Annotated in this window: 14 protein-coding genes; 4 read left to right on the top strand and 10 right to left on the bottom strand. The window is 39.0% G+C overall.

Features of this window, described 5'->3' with window-relative positions; translation table 11 throughout:
- Positions 1–336: 336 nt before the first annotated feature.
- Positions 337–567 carry a hypothetical protein gene (locus WG954_RS15165; protein WP_340437527.1) on the bottom strand — a complete coding sequence of 77 codons (231 nt, stop codon included), beginning with the start codon at positions 565–567 and terminating at the stop codon, positions 337–339.
- 282 nt (positions 568–849) lie between these two features.
- The gene (locus tag WG954_RS15160) at positions 850–1,236 is read right to left on the bottom strand and encodes a PAS domain-containing protein (protein WP_340437526.1); all 387 of its coding nucleotides are present in this window, start codon (positions 1,234–1,236) and stop codon (positions 850–852) included.
- A 123-nt stretch (positions 1,237–1,359) separates the two neighbouring features.
- Here WG954_RS15160 and WG954_RS15155 point away from each other — a divergent pair, with 123 nt between their 5' ends.
- On the top strand, positions 1,360–1,536 hold the full coding sequence (locus WG954_RS15155) for a hypothetical protein (protein ID WP_340437525.1): 177 nt from the start codon (positions 1,360–1,362) through the stop codon (positions 1,534–1,536).
- Between the two features lie 194 nt (positions 1,537–1,730).
- Here the strand turns inward: WG954_RS15155 and WG954_RS15150 are convergent, their stop codons facing one another.
- The 3 genes from WG954_RS15150 to WG954_RS15140 all read right to left on the bottom strand — a co-directional run bounded on the left by WG954_RS15150 (position 1,731) and on the right by WG954_RS15140 (position 5,143).
- Positions 1,731–2,072 (bottom strand): hypothetical protein, encoded by a 342-nt coding sequence (locus WG954_RS15150; RefSeq protein ID WP_340437523.1) that lies wholly within the window; start codon positions 2,070–2,072, stop codon positions 1,731–1,733.
- 515 nt (positions 2,073–2,587) lie between these two features.
- Positions 2,588–3,262, bottom strand: a complete 675-nt coding sequence (locus tag WG954_RS15145; protein WP_340437522.1) for a DUF305 domain-containing protein — start codon at positions 3,260–3,262, stop codon at positions 2,588–2,590.
- A gap of 294 nt (positions 3,263–3,556) precedes the next feature.
- The gene (locus WG954_RS15140; protein WP_340437521.1) at positions 3,557–5,143 is read right to left on the bottom strand and encodes an FAD-dependent oxidoreductase; all 1,587 of its coding nucleotides are present in this window, start codon (positions 5,141–5,143) and stop codon (positions 3,557–3,559) included.
- Positions 5,144–5,924: 781 nt separating this feature from the next.
- Here WG954_RS15140 and WG954_RS15135 point away from each other — a divergent pair.
- From WG954_RS15135 to WG954_RS15125, 3 genes are all read left to right on the top strand, one after another.
- Positions 5,925–6,713: a metallophosphoesterase family protein gene (locus tag WG954_RS15135; RefSeq protein WP_340437520.1), complete on the top strand. Its 789-nt coding sequence runs from the start codon at positions 5,925–5,927 to the stop codon at positions 6,711–6,713.
- The gene (locus WG954_RS15130; protein ID WP_340437519.1) at positions 6,713–7,267 is read left to right on the top strand and encodes a hypothetical protein; all 555 of its coding nucleotides are present in this window, start codon (positions 6,713–6,715) and stop codon (positions 7,265–7,267) included. The genes WG954_RS15135 and WG954_RS15130 overlap by 1 nt, the downstream gene beginning before the upstream one ends.
- Before the next feature lie 187 nt (positions 7,268–7,454).
- Positions 7,455–7,919 (top strand): CHRD domain-containing protein, encoded by a 465-nt coding sequence (locus WG954_RS15125; protein WP_340437518.1) that lies wholly within the window; start codon positions 7,455–7,457, stop codon positions 7,917–7,919.
- Between the two features lie 97 nt (positions 7,920–8,016).
- Here WG954_RS15125 and WG954_RS15120 read toward each other — a convergent pair whose 3' ends face one another.
- From WG954_RS15120 to WG954_RS15100, 5 genes are all read right to left on the bottom strand, one after another.
- Positions 8,017–11,235 (bottom strand): error-prone DNA polymerase, encoded by a 3,219-nt coding sequence (locus WG954_RS15120; RefSeq protein WP_340437517.1) that lies wholly within the window; start codon positions 11,233–11,235, stop codon positions 8,017–8,019.
- A 12-nt stretch (positions 11,236–11,247) separates the two neighbouring features.
- A complete protein-coding gene (locus tag WG954_RS15115; protein ID WP_340437516.1) occupies positions 11,248–12,747 on the bottom strand; it encodes a Y-family DNA polymerase in 1,500 nt (499 codons plus the stop codon).
- A gap of 1 nt (position 12,748) precedes the next feature.
- The gene (locus WG954_RS15110; RefSeq protein WP_340437515.1) at positions 12,749–13,432 is read right to left on the bottom strand and encodes an ImuA family protein; all 684 of its coding nucleotides are present in this window, start codon (positions 13,430–13,432) and stop codon (positions 12,749–12,751) included.
- A gap of 691 nt (positions 13,433–14,123) precedes the next feature.
- Entirely contained in the window at positions 14,124–15,272 is a 1,149-nt protein-coding gene (locus WG954_RS15105; RefSeq protein WP_340437514.1) for a glycosyl hydrolase, read from the bottom strand.
- Positions 15,273–15,305: 33 nt separating this feature from the next.
- Complete coding sequence (locus tag WG954_RS15100; RefSeq protein WP_340437512.1) at positions 15,306–16,853, bottom strand: RagB/SusD family nutrient uptake outer membrane protein; 1,548 nt, start codon at positions 16,851–16,853, stop codon at positions 15,306–15,308.
- Between the last annotated feature and the right edge of the window lie 21 nt (positions 16,854–16,874).

Raw genomic sequence — 16,874 nt, 5'->3', positions numbered from 1 at the left:
GGTACACAACTTTCCTTCACACATTCATTCATTTTTAGATTCCTTACACCGGCATACAACTGTCCTTATTTGTAAAACCGGCAAAAGAGAAAAATAAAGAAAGCTCCGCTTGAGGAGACAAGAGAACAACCCCTGCCTTTGTAATTATAAAACCGTACCAGATAAATAAGAAAGTAATCATTTTTCAACCAACTAATACTTCCGCTTAACTGCAAACTGCGATCTGAGCTTTATAGAAAATAAAACCGAATCAACAACAGCATCAGGGTGATTGGCCTGACTGTATGAAGCATCGGTAATATGCGGTAAAATAAATATTGTATGTAAGCCCGGTTATTATGCAGTCGTACTCTGACTTCCGGGCTCGGGCGCTGCAGCAGCGGGATGTACGGGAGATGTAAACTCTATACCGGTATCAGAAACTGTAGTATTCTGTTTCGTCTGAAGACGGGAATTTAATTCAGCCTGTATCATTGCTAAATCGTATTCATATTGGTCGGCACCACGGGGATCCCTGCCGGCAATCTTAGCTGTTAGTTCAGCAGTTTGCCTCACAAGCATCTCCATTAATACATGGGTTTCCAGGTTTCGTAAATTTTCCATTTTCAGAACAGGATCGAATTTTCAGGTAGAATAACAAAAACTATGCGAGGATATAATGAACAAGATTTTGTTATCCACAGCTTTCGAGGTTTAACAGTGTTTTCATTATTGCTGAAATAGATTGTGGAACTTTGGTTTGAGCCTGGGATGTTATTTGTTTAACACTCTTCCCTGTGCAAGGGGCATGAACTGAACCACAGGAATGTCATCTATATGTTCTAAATGCCCATGTGCAACGCTGCAGCTTTATTCATTGCTGTAATCGTTCACCTCACTTGTTAATTTCGTAAAACCTATCACTTCCCCATCGTCGTTATGCAAAGCAGTAATGAGAATACTACCCCAAAATATTATTCCTCCTTTTTTAACCCGTCTTCCAATATGCCTTGCACTACCTTCCTTTTTTGCCTGTTCAATTAATTGTTCCGGAAGACCAGCTTGTCTGTCTTGAGGCATATAAAACAATCTGAAGTTTTGCCCAAGTATTTCTTCTTCTTTATATCCCTTTATTTTTTCTGCTCCTTTATTCCATGATAAAATAGTTCCGTCAATATCAAGTAAGATGATTGCATAATCCTGTATTTCTGTAATCATTTTTTTATGAAGCTCAGCCAGTATCATTTTTTTATCCATAATCTAAGATAGTTAACCACAAGGGGTTCTATAGTTCTATTTCCTTTGCGTTGTATTCCATGATAAAATATTCGTTCGCTGGAGTGGCATAACATTTGGGTCGTTCATTAAAAAATAAATGCTATGGACAATCCAAGAAAAAAGAAAGAAGATAGCAAACGTGTGAGCAGCAAGCAACCACACGAACAAGCCTATCAAAAAAAGAAAGAAGCAAGGAAAGACAAAAGCAACAGCAGCACTTACGAAGGCCGAATCGGAATGGAACCCAATTCAAGATCTGCACGCAGCAACAACCGATAGGTTAACCGTATTGGTAATTCTGTATATGTCTTCGCCAACAAGTAAACAAATTTGCAAAAAGGCCATCCACAAGGATGGTCATTTTTTTTGCTGACGTCATCTATTATGACAAGCTGTTTGCACACCCATTCACCTGTCAAAAAAAAGGGAGGTCTTCTTCGTTGGAAGAAGACCTCTTTTGCAATCGTTAAAATCTACATTCCACCAGAGCGGGAATCCCTGCTTTTGTTATCACCCTCTCTTCCGGAATCCTGTCTGCGTTGTCCGCCTTCCATGCCTCGTCCTTCATCTTCGTTTCTGTCGCTGCGGTTACCTTGTCCGCCACTTTCAGTTCCGGTACGTTGTTCATTACCTTCACGGTTTCGGCGTTGCTCATCGCTTTCACTTTGATTCCTGTCGTTGCCGTTACCTTGCCCTCCTCTTTCATTTCCTGTCCTTTGTTCTTCACCTTCCCTCTTTAAACGTTGCTCATCGCTCTCGCCCTGATTTCCACCACGACCTGCGCCTTGAGATGGTTTGTTACGTTCTTCTGCCATGATTAAAAGTTTTATTGTTATGAAATTGAATGGCTCCGCCATCCGTTGTTATGTCTGAATTAGTTTTAAATAGCGTGCCATAAAACACATAGGGTGAGAATAAGCGAATGGCCGGTTCATTGGGTAATTAGTACCCCATGCTGTGCACAGAAATACCACTACAGAATACTCAATGATGTGTAGCAGTTAATTTGGAAGGGAAAAAGAAAATTAACGATGAGGACAGACGTTCCCATTTTGCAGGTTTACAATTTGTATCGCAGTTGAGTTTATTGTAAGGAACTCGTAGAATATTATTCGCTTGTTCCATTGCATCGATTCATTTACATTACACTCGACTGCATATTAAAGGAAGATGACGAATAGAGCCCGGAGCAGGATCTGAACGCAGCATCAGCCGTTTGTTGCTGAACGTTTTACTTGCCTCGGGTCATTCACCCAAAGGCACCTGGGATATTATTTTTTCTGAATCCCGGGGCTGGTTGCACCACACCCCGGGCTGGCGGATGGGCGGATTATTTGTCCCTTGCGTTCAACCAGGTTTTAAATTCACTTATTTCTTTTTTCTGATCATTGATCATGTCCTGCGCCATCTTTTTTAATTCAGCCGACATGCCATGTTTAAGTTGCATTTTTGCCATTTCAACTGCATGCTCATGATGCGAGATCATCATTACTGCAAAATCTTTATCAACATCAGCATTTGTTTGCATGGCCTTCGATTTACTATCCATACCACTCATCGATTTTTGCAGTTCACCTTCGCCATGTTTCATGCCGGATGGTTTATAACTGCCGATAAATTCTCTTAACTTTTGCTGCTCTTCTTTTTGCTTCCTGGTAATTTCCTGCGCCATTGTTTTCATCTTCTCATCTTTACCGTTTGAAATTTCAACTTGCGCCATGTTTATTCCACCCTGGTGATGTTCTATCATCATGTTTGCAAAATCTATATCAAAGTCGCCTGTCATTTGCATTTTCTTCATGTTGCTCATCATATCATCCATTGATTTCATGAGGTTGCCGTGAGCTGCAGCACTGTCGTGTGATAACGATGGTTGATGTGTTGTTGTGTGATCGGTTTGTGTTGTGGCAGTGTCGCTATTTGCTGAAGCGTTTTCACCACTGTTGTTACATGCTGCTAAAAAAAAGATACACACGGTTATAAAACCTTTTCTTACTTGTTTCATGGTCTGTTTTTTTTGTTGATTATATTTTACAAATTTTCTTTCTTAATCTCCTTTTGTTACTTCAATGATCATATAACACCCTTGTTTTAAGATTCCCGTGGCATTGCTTCGTTTTGCAAGAGTTGTTCTGTCGGCATTTGCAGATTCCGGAACTTGATTATTTTTTTCCAAAGCAATTAGCAAGCCCGCAAGCAGCAACTGAATACTTGTTCTTATACCTGTTTTCAACTATCATTAAGCGTGTTATACTTTTTTGTGGTGCCATAATGTAAGAGGTAATTACAGCAACCGGCTCTATGCATTGTGCTTCTCCGGCTCTTTTACAGTAATACGTTTAAGCTTTGAAATAGCAGGTCCGTTAACAACCGTTCCTTCTTTTGAAAATCTCGAACCATGACATGGGCAATCAAATGTTTTTTCATCAGCATTCCATTGAACAACGCAACCTAAATGAGGACAGGAAGCATTATATACAAGCAACTCTCCTTTGCTATCTCTATAAGCTGCCAGTTTTCTCAACCCGTCACTTACAATGGCGCCGCTGCCATTCTGAAGCTCATCAAATGATTTAATATCTCCTTTCGATACCCAGTCAACATACTGCCCTGCCATACTTAATGCTTCCTTGATATAACTTCCGGCAACTTTCAATGGAATGCGTGTAGGTTTGTAGATATCCTCCCAATTATTTTCCTTTCCGTTAATAAGATCGGTGATCAATAAGCCGCCAATGGTTGCATGTGTCATTCCATTTCCTGAATCACCTGTAATGATGTAAATGTTTTCGCTGCCCGGATTTTTTCCAATGAATGCCAATGAATCTAATGGCTCCATTACCTGACCAGACCAATGGTAAGCGATCTCCTGCATTGTTGGAAAATGCTCACGTGTCCATTCTATTAACCGGGCATAACGTTCTGTTTCAGGGATACCTTCTGCATCGGCCTGCCCCGTTTTATGATCTTCACCTCCGGACAATAACAAATCATATTGGCTGGTAAACGGCTGCAACCTTACATAGTGATATGGATGTGTGATCCATTTAGAATTATGATCACCCGTATCCCACCAGAGCGCAGGTTCTAAATAACCTTTGGGAACAAGCCCCGCAATTACATACGTGCGGTAAGGAAATTGTTTTGTATGAATGGCCACAAGATCATTCACAGGGGTGTTTGTTGCAACTACAATGTGCTTTGCAGTTATTTTATACCCATTAGCAATTACTTCACCTTCGTTGATCTTTGTAGCATGTGTATCAGTGTAAATTATTCCCCCTTTCGTTTCAATTGCACGTGCAAGACCATTTAAATATTTCATGATGTGAAATTGTGCCTGCTTTGGGAAACGGATACAGGGCTGTTTCACATTTGAAATACCGGGCACAGTGTTTAACAGTTCGGTTGGCAAACCAGCTTTGCGGGTAGCATCAAATTCTTTTTCCAGTGTTTCAAATTTATCATTGGCATGCACAAACAGATAACCATCTACCCGCATGAAATCGCAATGAATATTTTCGGTGTTGATCACTTGCTCCATCCAGTCAATGGCGGCGGTATGACTTTGAGCAATGATCTTTACTTTCTCTTCGCCGAATATTTTTTGCAATTCATCGTAGCGATCATCCAGTGCATGCGTTAAATGTGCCGTTGTGCGGCCGCTTTCCCCGCTTCCAATGAGTCCATCTTCGATCAACACTACTTGTTTGCCCGCTCCTGCAAGACAGTAAGCTGTACTTAAGCCAGCTATACCACCACCTATCACTAAAACATCTGTTTCAATATTGCTTTGAAGTGAAGGATACGCTATTGTAGCGGTCGATTGAATCCAATAAGTTGAATGTTCACCGGAAGTTCTCTTGCTATGTTGTATTGAAGACATTTTGTAGTAATTAAAGAAAGCTGTAATTAAAAAGCACTTCTGATATCTTATAAAAGCGGCAGAAACAAATAACATACCAGCATCGTTGAGCTTTTGGCATATCGTTTCAAACTGAATTAAACAGCATAAATTTCTATCCGCTTCAACAGGTCAATTCAGCCTGGCAAATCAGCTTTTCATCTTATTTAATGTTGTGATAAAAAAAATAAAATCACAAGCAGCGTCTATTTTAAGCACTCATCTGCAATGCTTAATTGTGGATTTTCTTTCCTATAAAAATGCTCACGAATTCATCGCTGTTTGTATTAGTTCCGGCATGATTCTTACGCCTGTTTTTTTTTGGAGTCTCTTTAATGGGTGAATCGGATACAGATCTGAGAATATACCGTTATAACTGATCTGGATAATGCCAGCGTAGGAAATAGAAATGTGAGTTCCGGGTACTTGTATTTGCTAAAAAGAAAAAAGGAATATTGCTCGAAGCAGGAATTGGTGTACAGGATTTTTCCTACACAGCTTCTTAATAAGAAATGAATATTGAATTTACTGCAGTGAAATATGGTGACTGCTAAAAATACATTTATATAACAAAGGCAACAATACTTCTTGTTGTCTTTTATCTTATTTACCGCTTATGCTGAAATGATAGTTCAATAACTGATGATAAAGGGTAATATTTTCCCCGTTCTTCCTCTGTTCAATCTAAACATCTATACTATGTGCAATTATAATGATTGAACTTAAATGGCATGTATGTTGCATTTTTTGTAAGCAACAAGCTATGAATAAACTACTATATTATTTGTTGCCTTTACTGGTGCTGTCGTCGTGTAAACGGTTTGTATTTCATCCAAATGAAATACGCCCGCAGGAAAAAGCGCTGAACAGCAGCAACATTGAAAAAATTGCAAAGCTGGAATCAAAAACAGCCTTCAACTTTATTTTATTAGGTGACACACAGCGGTTTTATGATGAAGTGGATGATTTTGTTAGTCATGTTAATTCATTAAACAATGTTTCGTTCATATTGGTGGCGGGCGACCTTGTAGATTTTGGTTTGAATAAAGAATTCAACTGGATCGCTTCTAAATTTGGGAAACTGAAAACTCCTTATGTAGCCGTCATTGGAAATCATGATATGCTTGCTAATGGCCGAAAGATCTTTACAGAAATGTTTGGCCCTGAAAATTTCTCCTTCACTTACGGAAAAAACAAATTCATATGTATTAACAGTAATTCAAGAGAGGTAAATTATAATGGAGAAATTCCCGATATTAACTGGCTGTCACAACAATTAAATGACCAGGCGCCAGACAATATTTTTATTGTTTCTCACGTGCCGCCATTCAGTGTTGATTTCGATAAAAAACTAGAGTCTGATTTTGCAGAGCTATTGACTGCCCAACATAAAACAAGATTGTCATTACATGGACATGAACATCAATTCAAACAGCTACAACCTTACGAGGGCGGGCCAACTTACGTAGTTGCAGCAGCATCTCATAAACGCAGCTATGTAATGATAACAGTGAATGGAGAAGAATTTTCTGTATCAGAAAAGTTTTATTGATGAAAGCATGGCTCACGATAGTTTATATTTCAATTTTTTCTGTTTGCGCCAAGGCACAAACAGAAAAAAAAAAGAAAGGCATTGCACCACATCATGTTAAATTACAGTTTGCAGGAACAATAGGTTTTATTTCAGTTGGCACAGGCTATGAATTTGCAAAGAAGAAATTACAGGCAGATTTCTTTTACGGTTATGTACCTGAGAAAATTGGCGGCATCAATATTCATTCCATCTCCGGCAAGCTAACGTGGATGCCTGTTTCCATACAGTCGAACAACTACAAATTTGATTTACTTACAACCGGCCTGCTTGTTAATTATGCATTTGGAAAGCAATATGATCTTTCCCTGGGATCATTTGATTACTACGGCTTTCCCACGGCCGCACACATTGCATTTTTTGCAGGAGGTGGTATTACAAGAAACAAATTCGGTTTGTATTATGAGCTGGGCATTACCGACCGGGAGCTTATAAGTTTTGCAAGCAATTCTAAAGGAATAAAATTTCATGAAATAATCAATATTGGAATTGGCGCACGTTTAAGTTTGCGATGAGACAGCCGGTTTGCATTGGCATCTTCAACATTACTATTTCTAATTTATATTATACATCATCTTTTTTTTTCTCAACAAAACATCGCTCTTCAAGATTTTTTTATCCACAAACTTAGGCTCTGGTCGCATTTTTGGAATTATCTCATAGTTAATTTTATTTCAGAATCAACAAAAAAAATGAACAAGTATGAAAAGATGGAAAAAAACAGGCTGGTTAGTCCTGATGGCAGTGATCATCTTGGGTAGTATGGAAGCCTGTAAAAAAGACAAAGATGAGCAGGAGTACAATTTAAGCGGTTCAGCTAGTGGTGCGCAGGAAGTACCGGCAGTTACCACAACGGGCACCGCAACTCTTACCGGCGAATACGATGGCGATGATAATAAGCTGGAATACAAAATTGAGTGGAAAAATCTTTCTGGTACTGTAACACAGGCGCATATACATGGGCCAGCATTTGCAGGTGCTAATGCAGGCGTGTTAATTCCATTGACCATTATGCTTAATGGTACATCCGGAAAACTTGAAGGCACAGCTAGTTTGCCTGATTCTACCGAGCAGTTCCTATTGAGCGGTAAGTTGTATTATAATCTGCATACTACTCTTCATGCGGGTGGGGAAATACGGGGACAAATTACTGCAACAAAGGATTAAGAGGTACTTATTCCACACAAAATGACCTGCTTCGGCAGGTCATTATTTTTGTAAATAAAAAGATCGGCTAATTAAAAACAATACAATTGTTCAATTATTATCTGAAATTCCTTCCTTCAGAAAAAACTTTCTGCTCGTTGATAACAGTAGAAGCAACTTTATTTTTTTGTTTACCTACCGAATGATCAAATAATGTAGGACTATCAAGTTCGTTCTCATGATTTGAGGTAAGCTGTCTTAGAAGTTTAGTCATATTATAGCACTTACTTACAATGACATGAATTACCTCACCTTCAATCTGCAATTTCCCTTCTACCATAATTAAACGTGACTGTAATATTTCTTTCCTGAATTTCTCAAACAATTTTTCAAAGTATACAACATTTGCAAAACCGGTTTCATCTTCAATGGTCATAAAGCAAACTCCTTTTGCAGTGCCCGGTCGTTGGCGTACCAATACCAGCCCTGCAACTTTTACAACTTGTCCATCTTTGCAATTGGGCAGTGCACTGATGTTGATGACATGAAGTTGCCCCAGTTTTTCCCGAACAAAACTCACCGGATGTGCTTTTAATGAAAGAGCCGTTGTTGCATAATCATGTACAACATGTTCTGATTTTCTCATCAAAGGCAATGAAACATCTTTTTCATCAGGATCATCATTTGCTTGCCCCTCAAACACTCCTATAGCAGTATCTTTTTTTGACATCTCCCAAAGTGCTTGTCTGCGATCAAGCCCTATTGAACGAAATGCATCGGCATCTGCTAATTGTTTTAAAACATTTTCTGATAAACCGATAATGCGTAGTTCATCAATACTTTGATAAAAACCTGTTTTTGCATTCAACAACACATTCACATCATCTTCCCTCATCCCTTTTACCTGGCGAAAACCTAATCGTAATATATAGTAGTTACCTGACTTTTCTTCAAGCAGATTATTCCAGGTGGAATAATTAATATCAACCGGCTTCACTTCCACTCTATGCTTCTGAGCATCGATCACAATTTGTGCAGGTTGATAAAACCCCATCGGCATACTGTTTAGTAAAGCACAAGCAAACACATCGGGATAATAGTGTTTTAACCATGACGATACATATACTAGCAATGCAAAACTTGCAGCATGACTTTCAGGAAAACCATAACTACCAAAACCTTCCAGCTGACGAAATACACGTTGCGCATATTCCAGTTGGTATCCACGTTTCATCATTCCATCAATCAGTTTGCTTTCAAACTTTGAAACCTTCCCTTGTGCTTTAAATGTTGCCATACTTCTTCGTAATTCGTCCGCTTCTGCTGCTGTAAACCCTGCAGCAACAATAGCGATCTTCATTGCCTGCTCCTGGAATAACGGAACACCTAGTGTACGTCCCAATATATCTTGCAACTCTTTCGAAGGATATTCAACAGGTTCCTCTCCATTACGTCTGCGCAAATATGGATGCACCATATCGCCTTGTATGGGCCCTGGTCTTACTATGGCAACTTCAATTACCAAATCATAAAATGTTCTGGGTTTTAATCGTGGAAGCATCGATTGTTGTGCACGGCTTTCAATTTGAAACACTCCAATTGTATCTGCATGACAGATCATTTCATAAACAGCCGCATCATCTTGTGGAATATTGGCAAGCGTAAGCTCAGGACCATAATGTTTCTTTACTAAATCAAATGCTTTACGTATACAGGTAAGCATGCCTAATGCCAGCACATCAATTTTCATAAACCCGAGTGCATCAATATCATCTTTGTTCCATTCAATGCAGGTTCGGTTTTCCATTCGTGCATTAAGTACCGGACAGAGATCAGTTAGTTTTCCCCTGGTGATGACAAAGCCTCCTGTATGTTGACCGAGCTGTCTTGGAAAACCGATAAACTGTTTGGTAAGCGATAATACTTTTCGCAAATGCTGATCATTAAAATCAAAGCCTTGATCGGTAAAACGAGTCTGTGCAAAATTCTCTTCAGGAAATTCACCCATTGAACCAACAGCTTGTGAAAGACGATTGATCATGTCAACTGAAAGCCCCATTGCTTTTGCTACATCTCTAATGGCCCCTTTCTGATGCTGCTGCGTAACAGTTGCTACAATAGCAGCTCTGTCTCTGCCATATTTTTGATAGATGTATTGAATTACTTCTTCTCTTCGTTCATGTTCAAAGTCAACATCAATATCAGGTGGTTCGTTGCGTGCTGCTGAAAGAAACCGCTCAAATAACAGATCAAATTTTTCGGGGTTAACAGAAGTAATCCCCAAACAAAAACAAACGGTTGAATTGGCTGCTGAGCCCCGACCTTGACATAAAATGTTCTGACTTCTTGCAAAGCGTACAATATCGTACACCGTAAGGAAGTAAGAAGCATAATTCATTTGTTCAATGAAAGCTAATTCATGTTTGATTGCTGCAATTGTTTTTGTTGGTACGTTATCACCAAAGTGTTGCTTTGCTCCCAACCAGGCTAAATGTGTTAATTCTTCCTGTGGTGTTCGTCCTTCGGTAATGATCTCTTCAGGATATTCATACTTCAATTCATCTAAAGAGAACTGACAAGCTTCTGCTATTTCTTCAGCATGCCTGATCGCTTCCGGATAATGCCGGAACAAACGAAACATTTCCTCTTCCGGTTTTAAATAGCGTTCGGCATTGGGATGCAAACGAAATCCTGCATTGTAGATAGTACATTTTTCTCTAATGCAAGTAACAATATCATGCAACTCTCTTCTTGTTACATTATGATAATGCACATCATTGGTTGCTACCATCGGCACATTGAATTTTACAGACTGTTGTGCGATTCTGTATAAATATTTTGCATCATCACCATTATAATAACGACAAACTGCCATGTATAATTGGCCATCCAGTTTTTGTTTGTACTCCTGCAGGTTCTGTTTAAATGATTCTTCAATATCAAATTCATGATTCAATGTTGTTGGCGGCAAAACAACAAACAGCATGTCTTTTGCATACAGATACACATCTGCCTTATACAAATGACATTCACCTTTTTCAGCACGGAGATTACCTGTTGAAAGAAGATTACACAACCGGGAATATGCTGCTTTATTGGTAGGATAAGCAAGTAAACTTGCACCATCTGCTAAATCAAGTCGGCAACCTGGTATAATCCTTATGCCACACTTTTTTGCTGAAGCATGTGCCCTTACAATTCCTGCTAAACTGTTTCGATCTGTGATGGCGATCTCTTTATAGCCATAAGCTGCAGCCTGCTCAGCCAACTCTTCCGGGTGAGAAGCACCCCGTAAGAAACTAAAATTGCTTGTTACCTGTAATTCCACATAACGCATACTTCTAAATTTTTAAGCAAAGAACCCATGAAGAAACCATTGATACGACTCATCGGTGTAATGTCCTGAACGAAATATCCAATAACGACAACCGGTTTCATCTTCCACATAATAATAATCACGATGCTGTCCTTGCTGTAACCACCACTCCTGTTCAATACGTTCCGGGCCATCTGCTTTTATAACTTTATGTAATGTGCCTTTATAACGAAACATCATGGGCGGATAATCAGGAACAGGTGCTGTTACTTCTATTGGTGAAGGTGAGGGTAATAATTGCAATGGCCTTGGCCTGTCAACTTTCCATGTTGTTGTGTTTGCTTCTAATAAATGTTGTGCTGATTTGAATGATCGTTCAGGCCAGTAATGTTCAGCAGGTAAATAACGTTGAATGGTATGTGCACCAAGTTTCCCTGCAATGCGATCCATCAATTCTGCTATACCTGCATCCTTCAAACCTGCAGGATGTTGCCATAATGTTATTTGAGATGAACAGACATCTTCTGTCTTCTTTGCTTCAAGCGTAAACAATTCAATACCGAATGCAGGTTCAATGGTTGATAGTTTTAATTCAAACAGTTTGAATAAATGCTGTGTATTTGTTGTTGCCCGGTTAGTTCCTATTTCAACTGTTTCAGTTTTCCCATCTATGCGATAGCATTTAAAACAAGCTGTGCGTAACCCTTTTTGTTCTTTCTTAAGTTTATTGCACAAAGTTTCTAATAACTGTTGCAATGCAATTTCAATTCCGGTTAAGGTGGTGATCGGTTCAAGACAAGTCAACCGTTCGCAGTAAACGGCAATGGGTTGAACAGGTATGATCATTTCTTCTTCAAAACCTAAAGCCTGGTTTAATCGCTGAATAAATGCTTCCCCAAATCTTCTACGAAGAACAGAACGTGGAATGTTGATAAAGTGCTGAATATTTCGAAGTCCTAAAGTATGCAAACGTTCAAAAGTCTCAGATTCCAATCGAAGAGACTCTGGTGGCAATGCAAGTAAAGCTATTGCCTGTTTGTTTGATTCAATAATAGTTGGGCTACTTCCATATCGTGCAAAAGCCCAAGCAGCGCCAATTGTATCAGCCATTGAAGCACGAACATGATAGCCTAAACTCCATAAGCGATCAATGATATGTTGCAGGTATAATTTTTCTCCTCCCCAAAGATGTGCGCAACCTGAAACATCGAGCAAAAGTCCGTCTGGTAAATCAATAGCTACTACAGGTGTAAACCGGATGCACCATTCGCCTAACCCTTTCAATAGTTTTTCAGGTAAGCCAGGCAGATCATCCAACACTTTTAATGAAGGAATAATCACTCTTGCATCTGCCACTACCATGCCTTTATAAATACCATCCTGTTCTGCTAATTGATTTGCTGCAGTAATCAGCATACGTCCATGATCCGGAATGGTTAGTACAAATGGAATTGTACTTAATGTTTTTTCCCGACGCACAAACCAATCCGTTTTTAAATAACGGAACCATATCGCCACAAATCGCTTCGCCATCTCATCCCGTTTTCTTTTGTTGCTCAAACTCAATTGCTGCGAAATTCTCATGCAAACGAAACGCATCTGCATTCCATTCAACCTGCCATGAACCCGGTTTCCCATTTCGCATTTTTAATAACTCCACATTCCACCTTGGATAACCAACTCCAGGCATACCACTTGCTTCACTTGCTAATGAAGAAATTTGCCAGCGGCTGACACACGCTGTTGCTGTTAATTTGCGTGGATTGACACGCAGAATAAATCCTGTTACCAAACTTTGTTCAACAGCTAACTGAAACCTGCGTGATGATGTAAAACTCAGCTCCTGCAATTCACAAACAACCGCAGATAGTCCATTACATTTTAAGGCTTCTTCCATTGTCCACAGCAAATCCTTTTCCTTATGCAAGTGGATAAAAATGATTCGGTCTGGATCAATACCAAACAATTTCAATGCGGGTGGAAATAATGTTTTTTTGGAACTGATCCAAACTGTTGCCACATTCGTTTTAATTACTGTACCCATTAATGCCGACACAAAGCCTTCGGTAGCAGCATTACTCTCATTACTGCTACTCACAAATTCATGGACTGCACCGAGGGGAAAAGTTGCCTGTGGCAGATGTTTCTTTAAAAAGCCCAAACCTGCAGGCAATGATTCAAAATTGCCTGCAGGTTTAATACCTGTAATCTTCAACAAATCCCTTTGCAGTTGGGCAATAATATGAGCTCTTGTCGGCAACATTTGAAACAAAGATAATCAGAATTACTAAATATTTTAGCATTATTGCATCTTATTATTTATATAAATAATGGAATCTGAGAATGGATTTATATGCAAAAGGTTTCAATGTAAAAAACATTGAAACCCTTTTGTAAGTTATATCCAATCATAATTATCGTCTACTTTCCATACCAAAAAACCTTTTTACAGTTCTACAATATCCGACCATAAAATGTGAGAGGCCAGCCACCATTTGGCATCGCACAACCTTGACCAGCAAATCTTGCTCGGTAAACAACTGTGCGTAACTGGTATTTAAATTATAACCCGGCATGAGCAAAGTTGATGTTGCATACAGCACACACTGATAATTTTTATTATAAACATGAAACCTTGCCAATAATCCAAGTGCAGCACACTTGGTTGCATATAAACATTAAAGCTAACAGGGTTTCCCAATACTTAACTAGTAATACCAACAGAAAAATTATTTATCAATTACAACTCGTTTTCGTTTAGATAACAAGTATAAAATGTTATCACTCCACAACGTTCACATAATTCCTTTCCTTTTTATTAAGAAAATACAAGTTTACAGAAGCTGAACAAAAAAGCAACCCCATATAATAGATTATGGGGTTATTTTAAATAAGCAAATAAGATTTAATTAATCAATGTTTACCGGAAAAACAGGCGGAGAAGGCAAACTATTCCAGAATTTTGCCAGATCATTCAAGTTGCCGTTTGCATCTACAGCACCTGTGCGTGTTTGAAAATATGCATACCGCTCTACGTATGGAACAGTATTCAGCCATTCAGACGATAACTGCATAAAATATTTTATCAGATTAGGACGGGCATTTCTGCTTGGATTACAATTATACTCTGTTAACCATAATTTTTGATCAGGGTAAGTTAACCTGGCTCTTTCAACATACGCTTTAAACCTTGTGAACACTTGCTCTGCAACGAGCGTATCACCGCCTGTATTGCTGTTTTCATTCCCCCAATCGTACCAATGCAAACAAACATAATCGATTCTTAGTTTTTTAGCTTTTGCAGAATCCATAAACATGGGCAACCATTTACCTGCAACAAATGCGTTATTCTGTTCAACAGCCGGAGAACCTAATCTCAATCCGGTTTGCATCATTATTCTGTACCTGGCAATGGCAGTGTCGATGCTGGCAATATTTGACTGGCCGGAATTATCCGGTTCATTAAAAGACAATAAATGATTGATATCTTTTCTACCCACCAAATAATTTACATCAGCCACCGTAGCAGTTCCTTTGCCCCATGTCATTGGTATAAAATTCATTGGTCCAAATGATGGTCTGTTTATACTCCAGCCATAATACCATGAAGTATTAAATTGTTTCACCACATTGCTATCTGTAAACGCAACACCTTTCTTTGAAGGATTATCGATTGGTATATAGCGTATATATGAAACCTTATCTCTCAGCCTTGGCGAGAAATTAAGCCGGATAGGCGCTTTCGATGCTACATAACAGGACGATTCGCCGGAGCCATCATTATTTTCTGCAAAAACCACCATATAACCTTTCGGCAGATCAAAAGACGCAATGTTATTGTCAAAACCGGCAGGCAATGCTTTAAACAAAGGGCCGGAATTAATATCTGAATAAATAGAATCTGGGCTTAACGTAACTCTTTGTTCTCCCATATTTAAGCCCGAAGCAATCGTTAAATTGTTGCTTGACTGAAATCCATTGTATTTATCACCTTCTGTTTTTTTACAGGCTGTAAAAACAACTGACAGTAATAAAATATTTATAATTATTGTTTTCATTTTTAATAAATAGATGTAAAAAAATAAGGTGGTTTATTGCCACGGGGTATTTTGCACAAGTTTATTATTAACGTTCAACTCAGTAACTGGAATTGGAAACGTTTCAGATTTTAATCCACGATAAGTAGGAGCATAACCCGGGACTGCATCTGCAACTACTGCCTGAAAAGCGGCCTGCATAGTACCCCACCTCTTTAAATCAAAAAACCGTAAACCCTCAATAGCTAATTCCACACGTCGTTCACGTCTTACAATTGCTCTCAATGCTGTTTGCGATAAGCCGCTTCCTTCAACTGATTCAATTGAAGGCATTGACACCCTTGCTCTCACCTGGTTTATTAATGGATATACATTCAACAACTGGTTTGTTTCAAGAAATGCTTCTGCACGCATTAATAAAACATCTGCATAGCGAAGTACAATAAAATCCTGACCTCCGGGTGATGAAACTGCAATACCTGTGGAAGAAGCAGCTCTTCTAACATATTTGCGTTGTCCAAATTTGGTTGCAGTATTTCCTGTAAAGGCCCTGTTTAAATCTGTAAGAAAAATATCCCCGGGGAAATAGATTGTTGCGCCGCAACGGGGGTCTCTGTTTAAACCGGGACTAACCGGATTGTACAAAGGAGAAGTTGTGATGGGTTTACCATCTGTACAATAGTATTCATTCACTAAATTTTTCATTGGCGCAGATTCAACCCTTGGAATGGTTAAAAAAGTTGCTGAAAACAATTCATTATTACTAGATACATCCTGGTTGAACCGAACTGCAAATATTATTTCTTTAGACGATTCTCCAGCTTCAGTAAACAGTTGAGCATAATTTCCATTCAAACTATAGCCCAAAGTCAAAAGAGTTGAAGTAGCATCCAGCACACCCTGGTAATCTTTATTGTATAAATAAAATCTTGCCAAAATACCCAGGGCAGCACCCTTAGTAGCATAACCATACTGTGCAGCAGGATAAGAAACAGGCAAATTATCTGCAGCAAATTTCAAGTCTTTAACCACCTGATCTGAAATTTCCTGATACGAATTTTTTGGCACAAGCGCCTCTTCTAATGTCTGCACTTTTAAAACAAGTGGTGCCTCCACATAATACACAGCTATATGAGAGTAAAACAACCCTCTTAGAAAATAAGCCTGTGCCAGCAGTTGATTTTTTTTCTGAGCAGTGATTGCAGTTTCCGGCATCTTCTGGATGTTTTCAATCGCAAGATTTGCCCTGCCAATACCCCTGTACAGCGATCCCCACAGCGTTTGAAATAACTGGTAATTAGGATCAACATTGCCCAACATATAATTACCCGGTCCTACAAACAGCCAACCCGTAGCATTAAAAACATTATCGCCAAAACAATCATACATGGGGAAACCTGCGGCTGCAAAACCATTTAGGTTACCGCTATACTGGATGCGATCCTGCAAAGCATCATAAATGGCATGTATACCCAACAATGCATCACTTTCCGTTTTCCAGAAATTTTCTGCTGCCAGGCTACCGAGAGATGGGCTCTCCAAATAACTTTTTTTACACGACGTAAAAGCAACAATTGAAATAAGAAATAGTAATTTTTTCATGTGAGTCTTTTTATATTAATT

This window comes from Lacibacter sp. H375 (assembly GCF_037892425.1).
In the GTDB taxonomy this organism is placed as follows: domain Bacteria; phylum Bacteroidota; class Bacteroidia; order Chitinophagales; family Chitinophagaceae; genus Lacibacter.
Note: the sequence above shows the minus strand (reverse complement) of the source record. Positions and strands in the feature narration are given on the sequence as shown.

Excerpts from the sequence above, each read along its gene's own strand:
- WG954_RS15165 (WP_340437527.1), bottom strand. The coding sequence starts at position 567 with ATGGAGATGCTTGTGAGGCAAACTGCTGAACTAACAGCTAAGATTGCC.
- WG954_RS15160 (WP_340437526.1), bottom strand. The coding sequence starts at position 1,236 with ATGGATAAAAAAATGATACTGGCTGAGCTTCATAAAAAAATGATTACA.
- WG954_RS15155 (WP_340437525.1), top strand. The coding sequence starts at position 1,360 with ATGGACAATCCAAGAAAAAAGAAAGAAGATAGCAAACGTGTGAGCAGC.
- WG954_RS15150 (WP_340437523.1), bottom strand. The coding sequence starts at position 2,072 with ATGGCAGAAGAACGTAACAAACCATCTCAAGGCGCAGGTCGTGGTGGA.
- WG954_RS15145 (WP_340437522.1), bottom strand. The coding sequence starts at position 3,262 with ATGAAACAAGTAAGAAAAGGTTTTATAACCGTGTGTATCTTTTTTTTA.
- WG954_RS15140 (WP_340437521.1), bottom strand. The coding sequence starts at position 5,143 with ATGTCTTCAATACAACATAGCAAGAGAACTTCCGGTGAACATTCAACT.
- WG954_RS15135 (WP_340437520.1), top strand. The coding sequence starts at position 5,925 with ATGAATAAACTACTATATTATTTGTTGCCTTTACTGGTGCTGTCGTCG.
- WG954_RS15130 (WP_340437519.1), top strand. The coding sequence starts at position 6,713 with ATGAAAGCATGGCTCACGATAGTTTATATTTCAATTTTTTCTGTTTGC.
- WG954_RS15125 (WP_340437518.1), top strand. The coding sequence starts at position 7,455 with ATGAAAAGATGGAAAAAAACAGGCTGGTTAGTCCTGATGGCAGTGATC.
- WG954_RS15120 (WP_340437517.1), bottom strand. The coding sequence starts at position 11,235 with ATGCGTTATGTGGAATTACAGGTAACAAGCAATTTTAGTTTCTTACGG.
- WG954_RS15115 (WP_340437516.1), bottom strand. The coding sequence starts at position 12,747 with ATGGCGAAGCGATTTGTGGCGATATGGTTCCGTTATTTAAAAACGGAT.
- WG954_RS15105 (WP_340437514.1), bottom strand. The coding sequence starts at position 15,272 with ATGAAAACAATAATTATAAATATTTTATTACTGTCAGTTGTTTTTACA.
- WG954_RS15100 (WP_340437512.1), bottom strand. The coding sequence starts at position 16,853 with ATGAAAAAATTACTATTTCTTATTTCAATTGTTGCTTTTACGTCGTGT.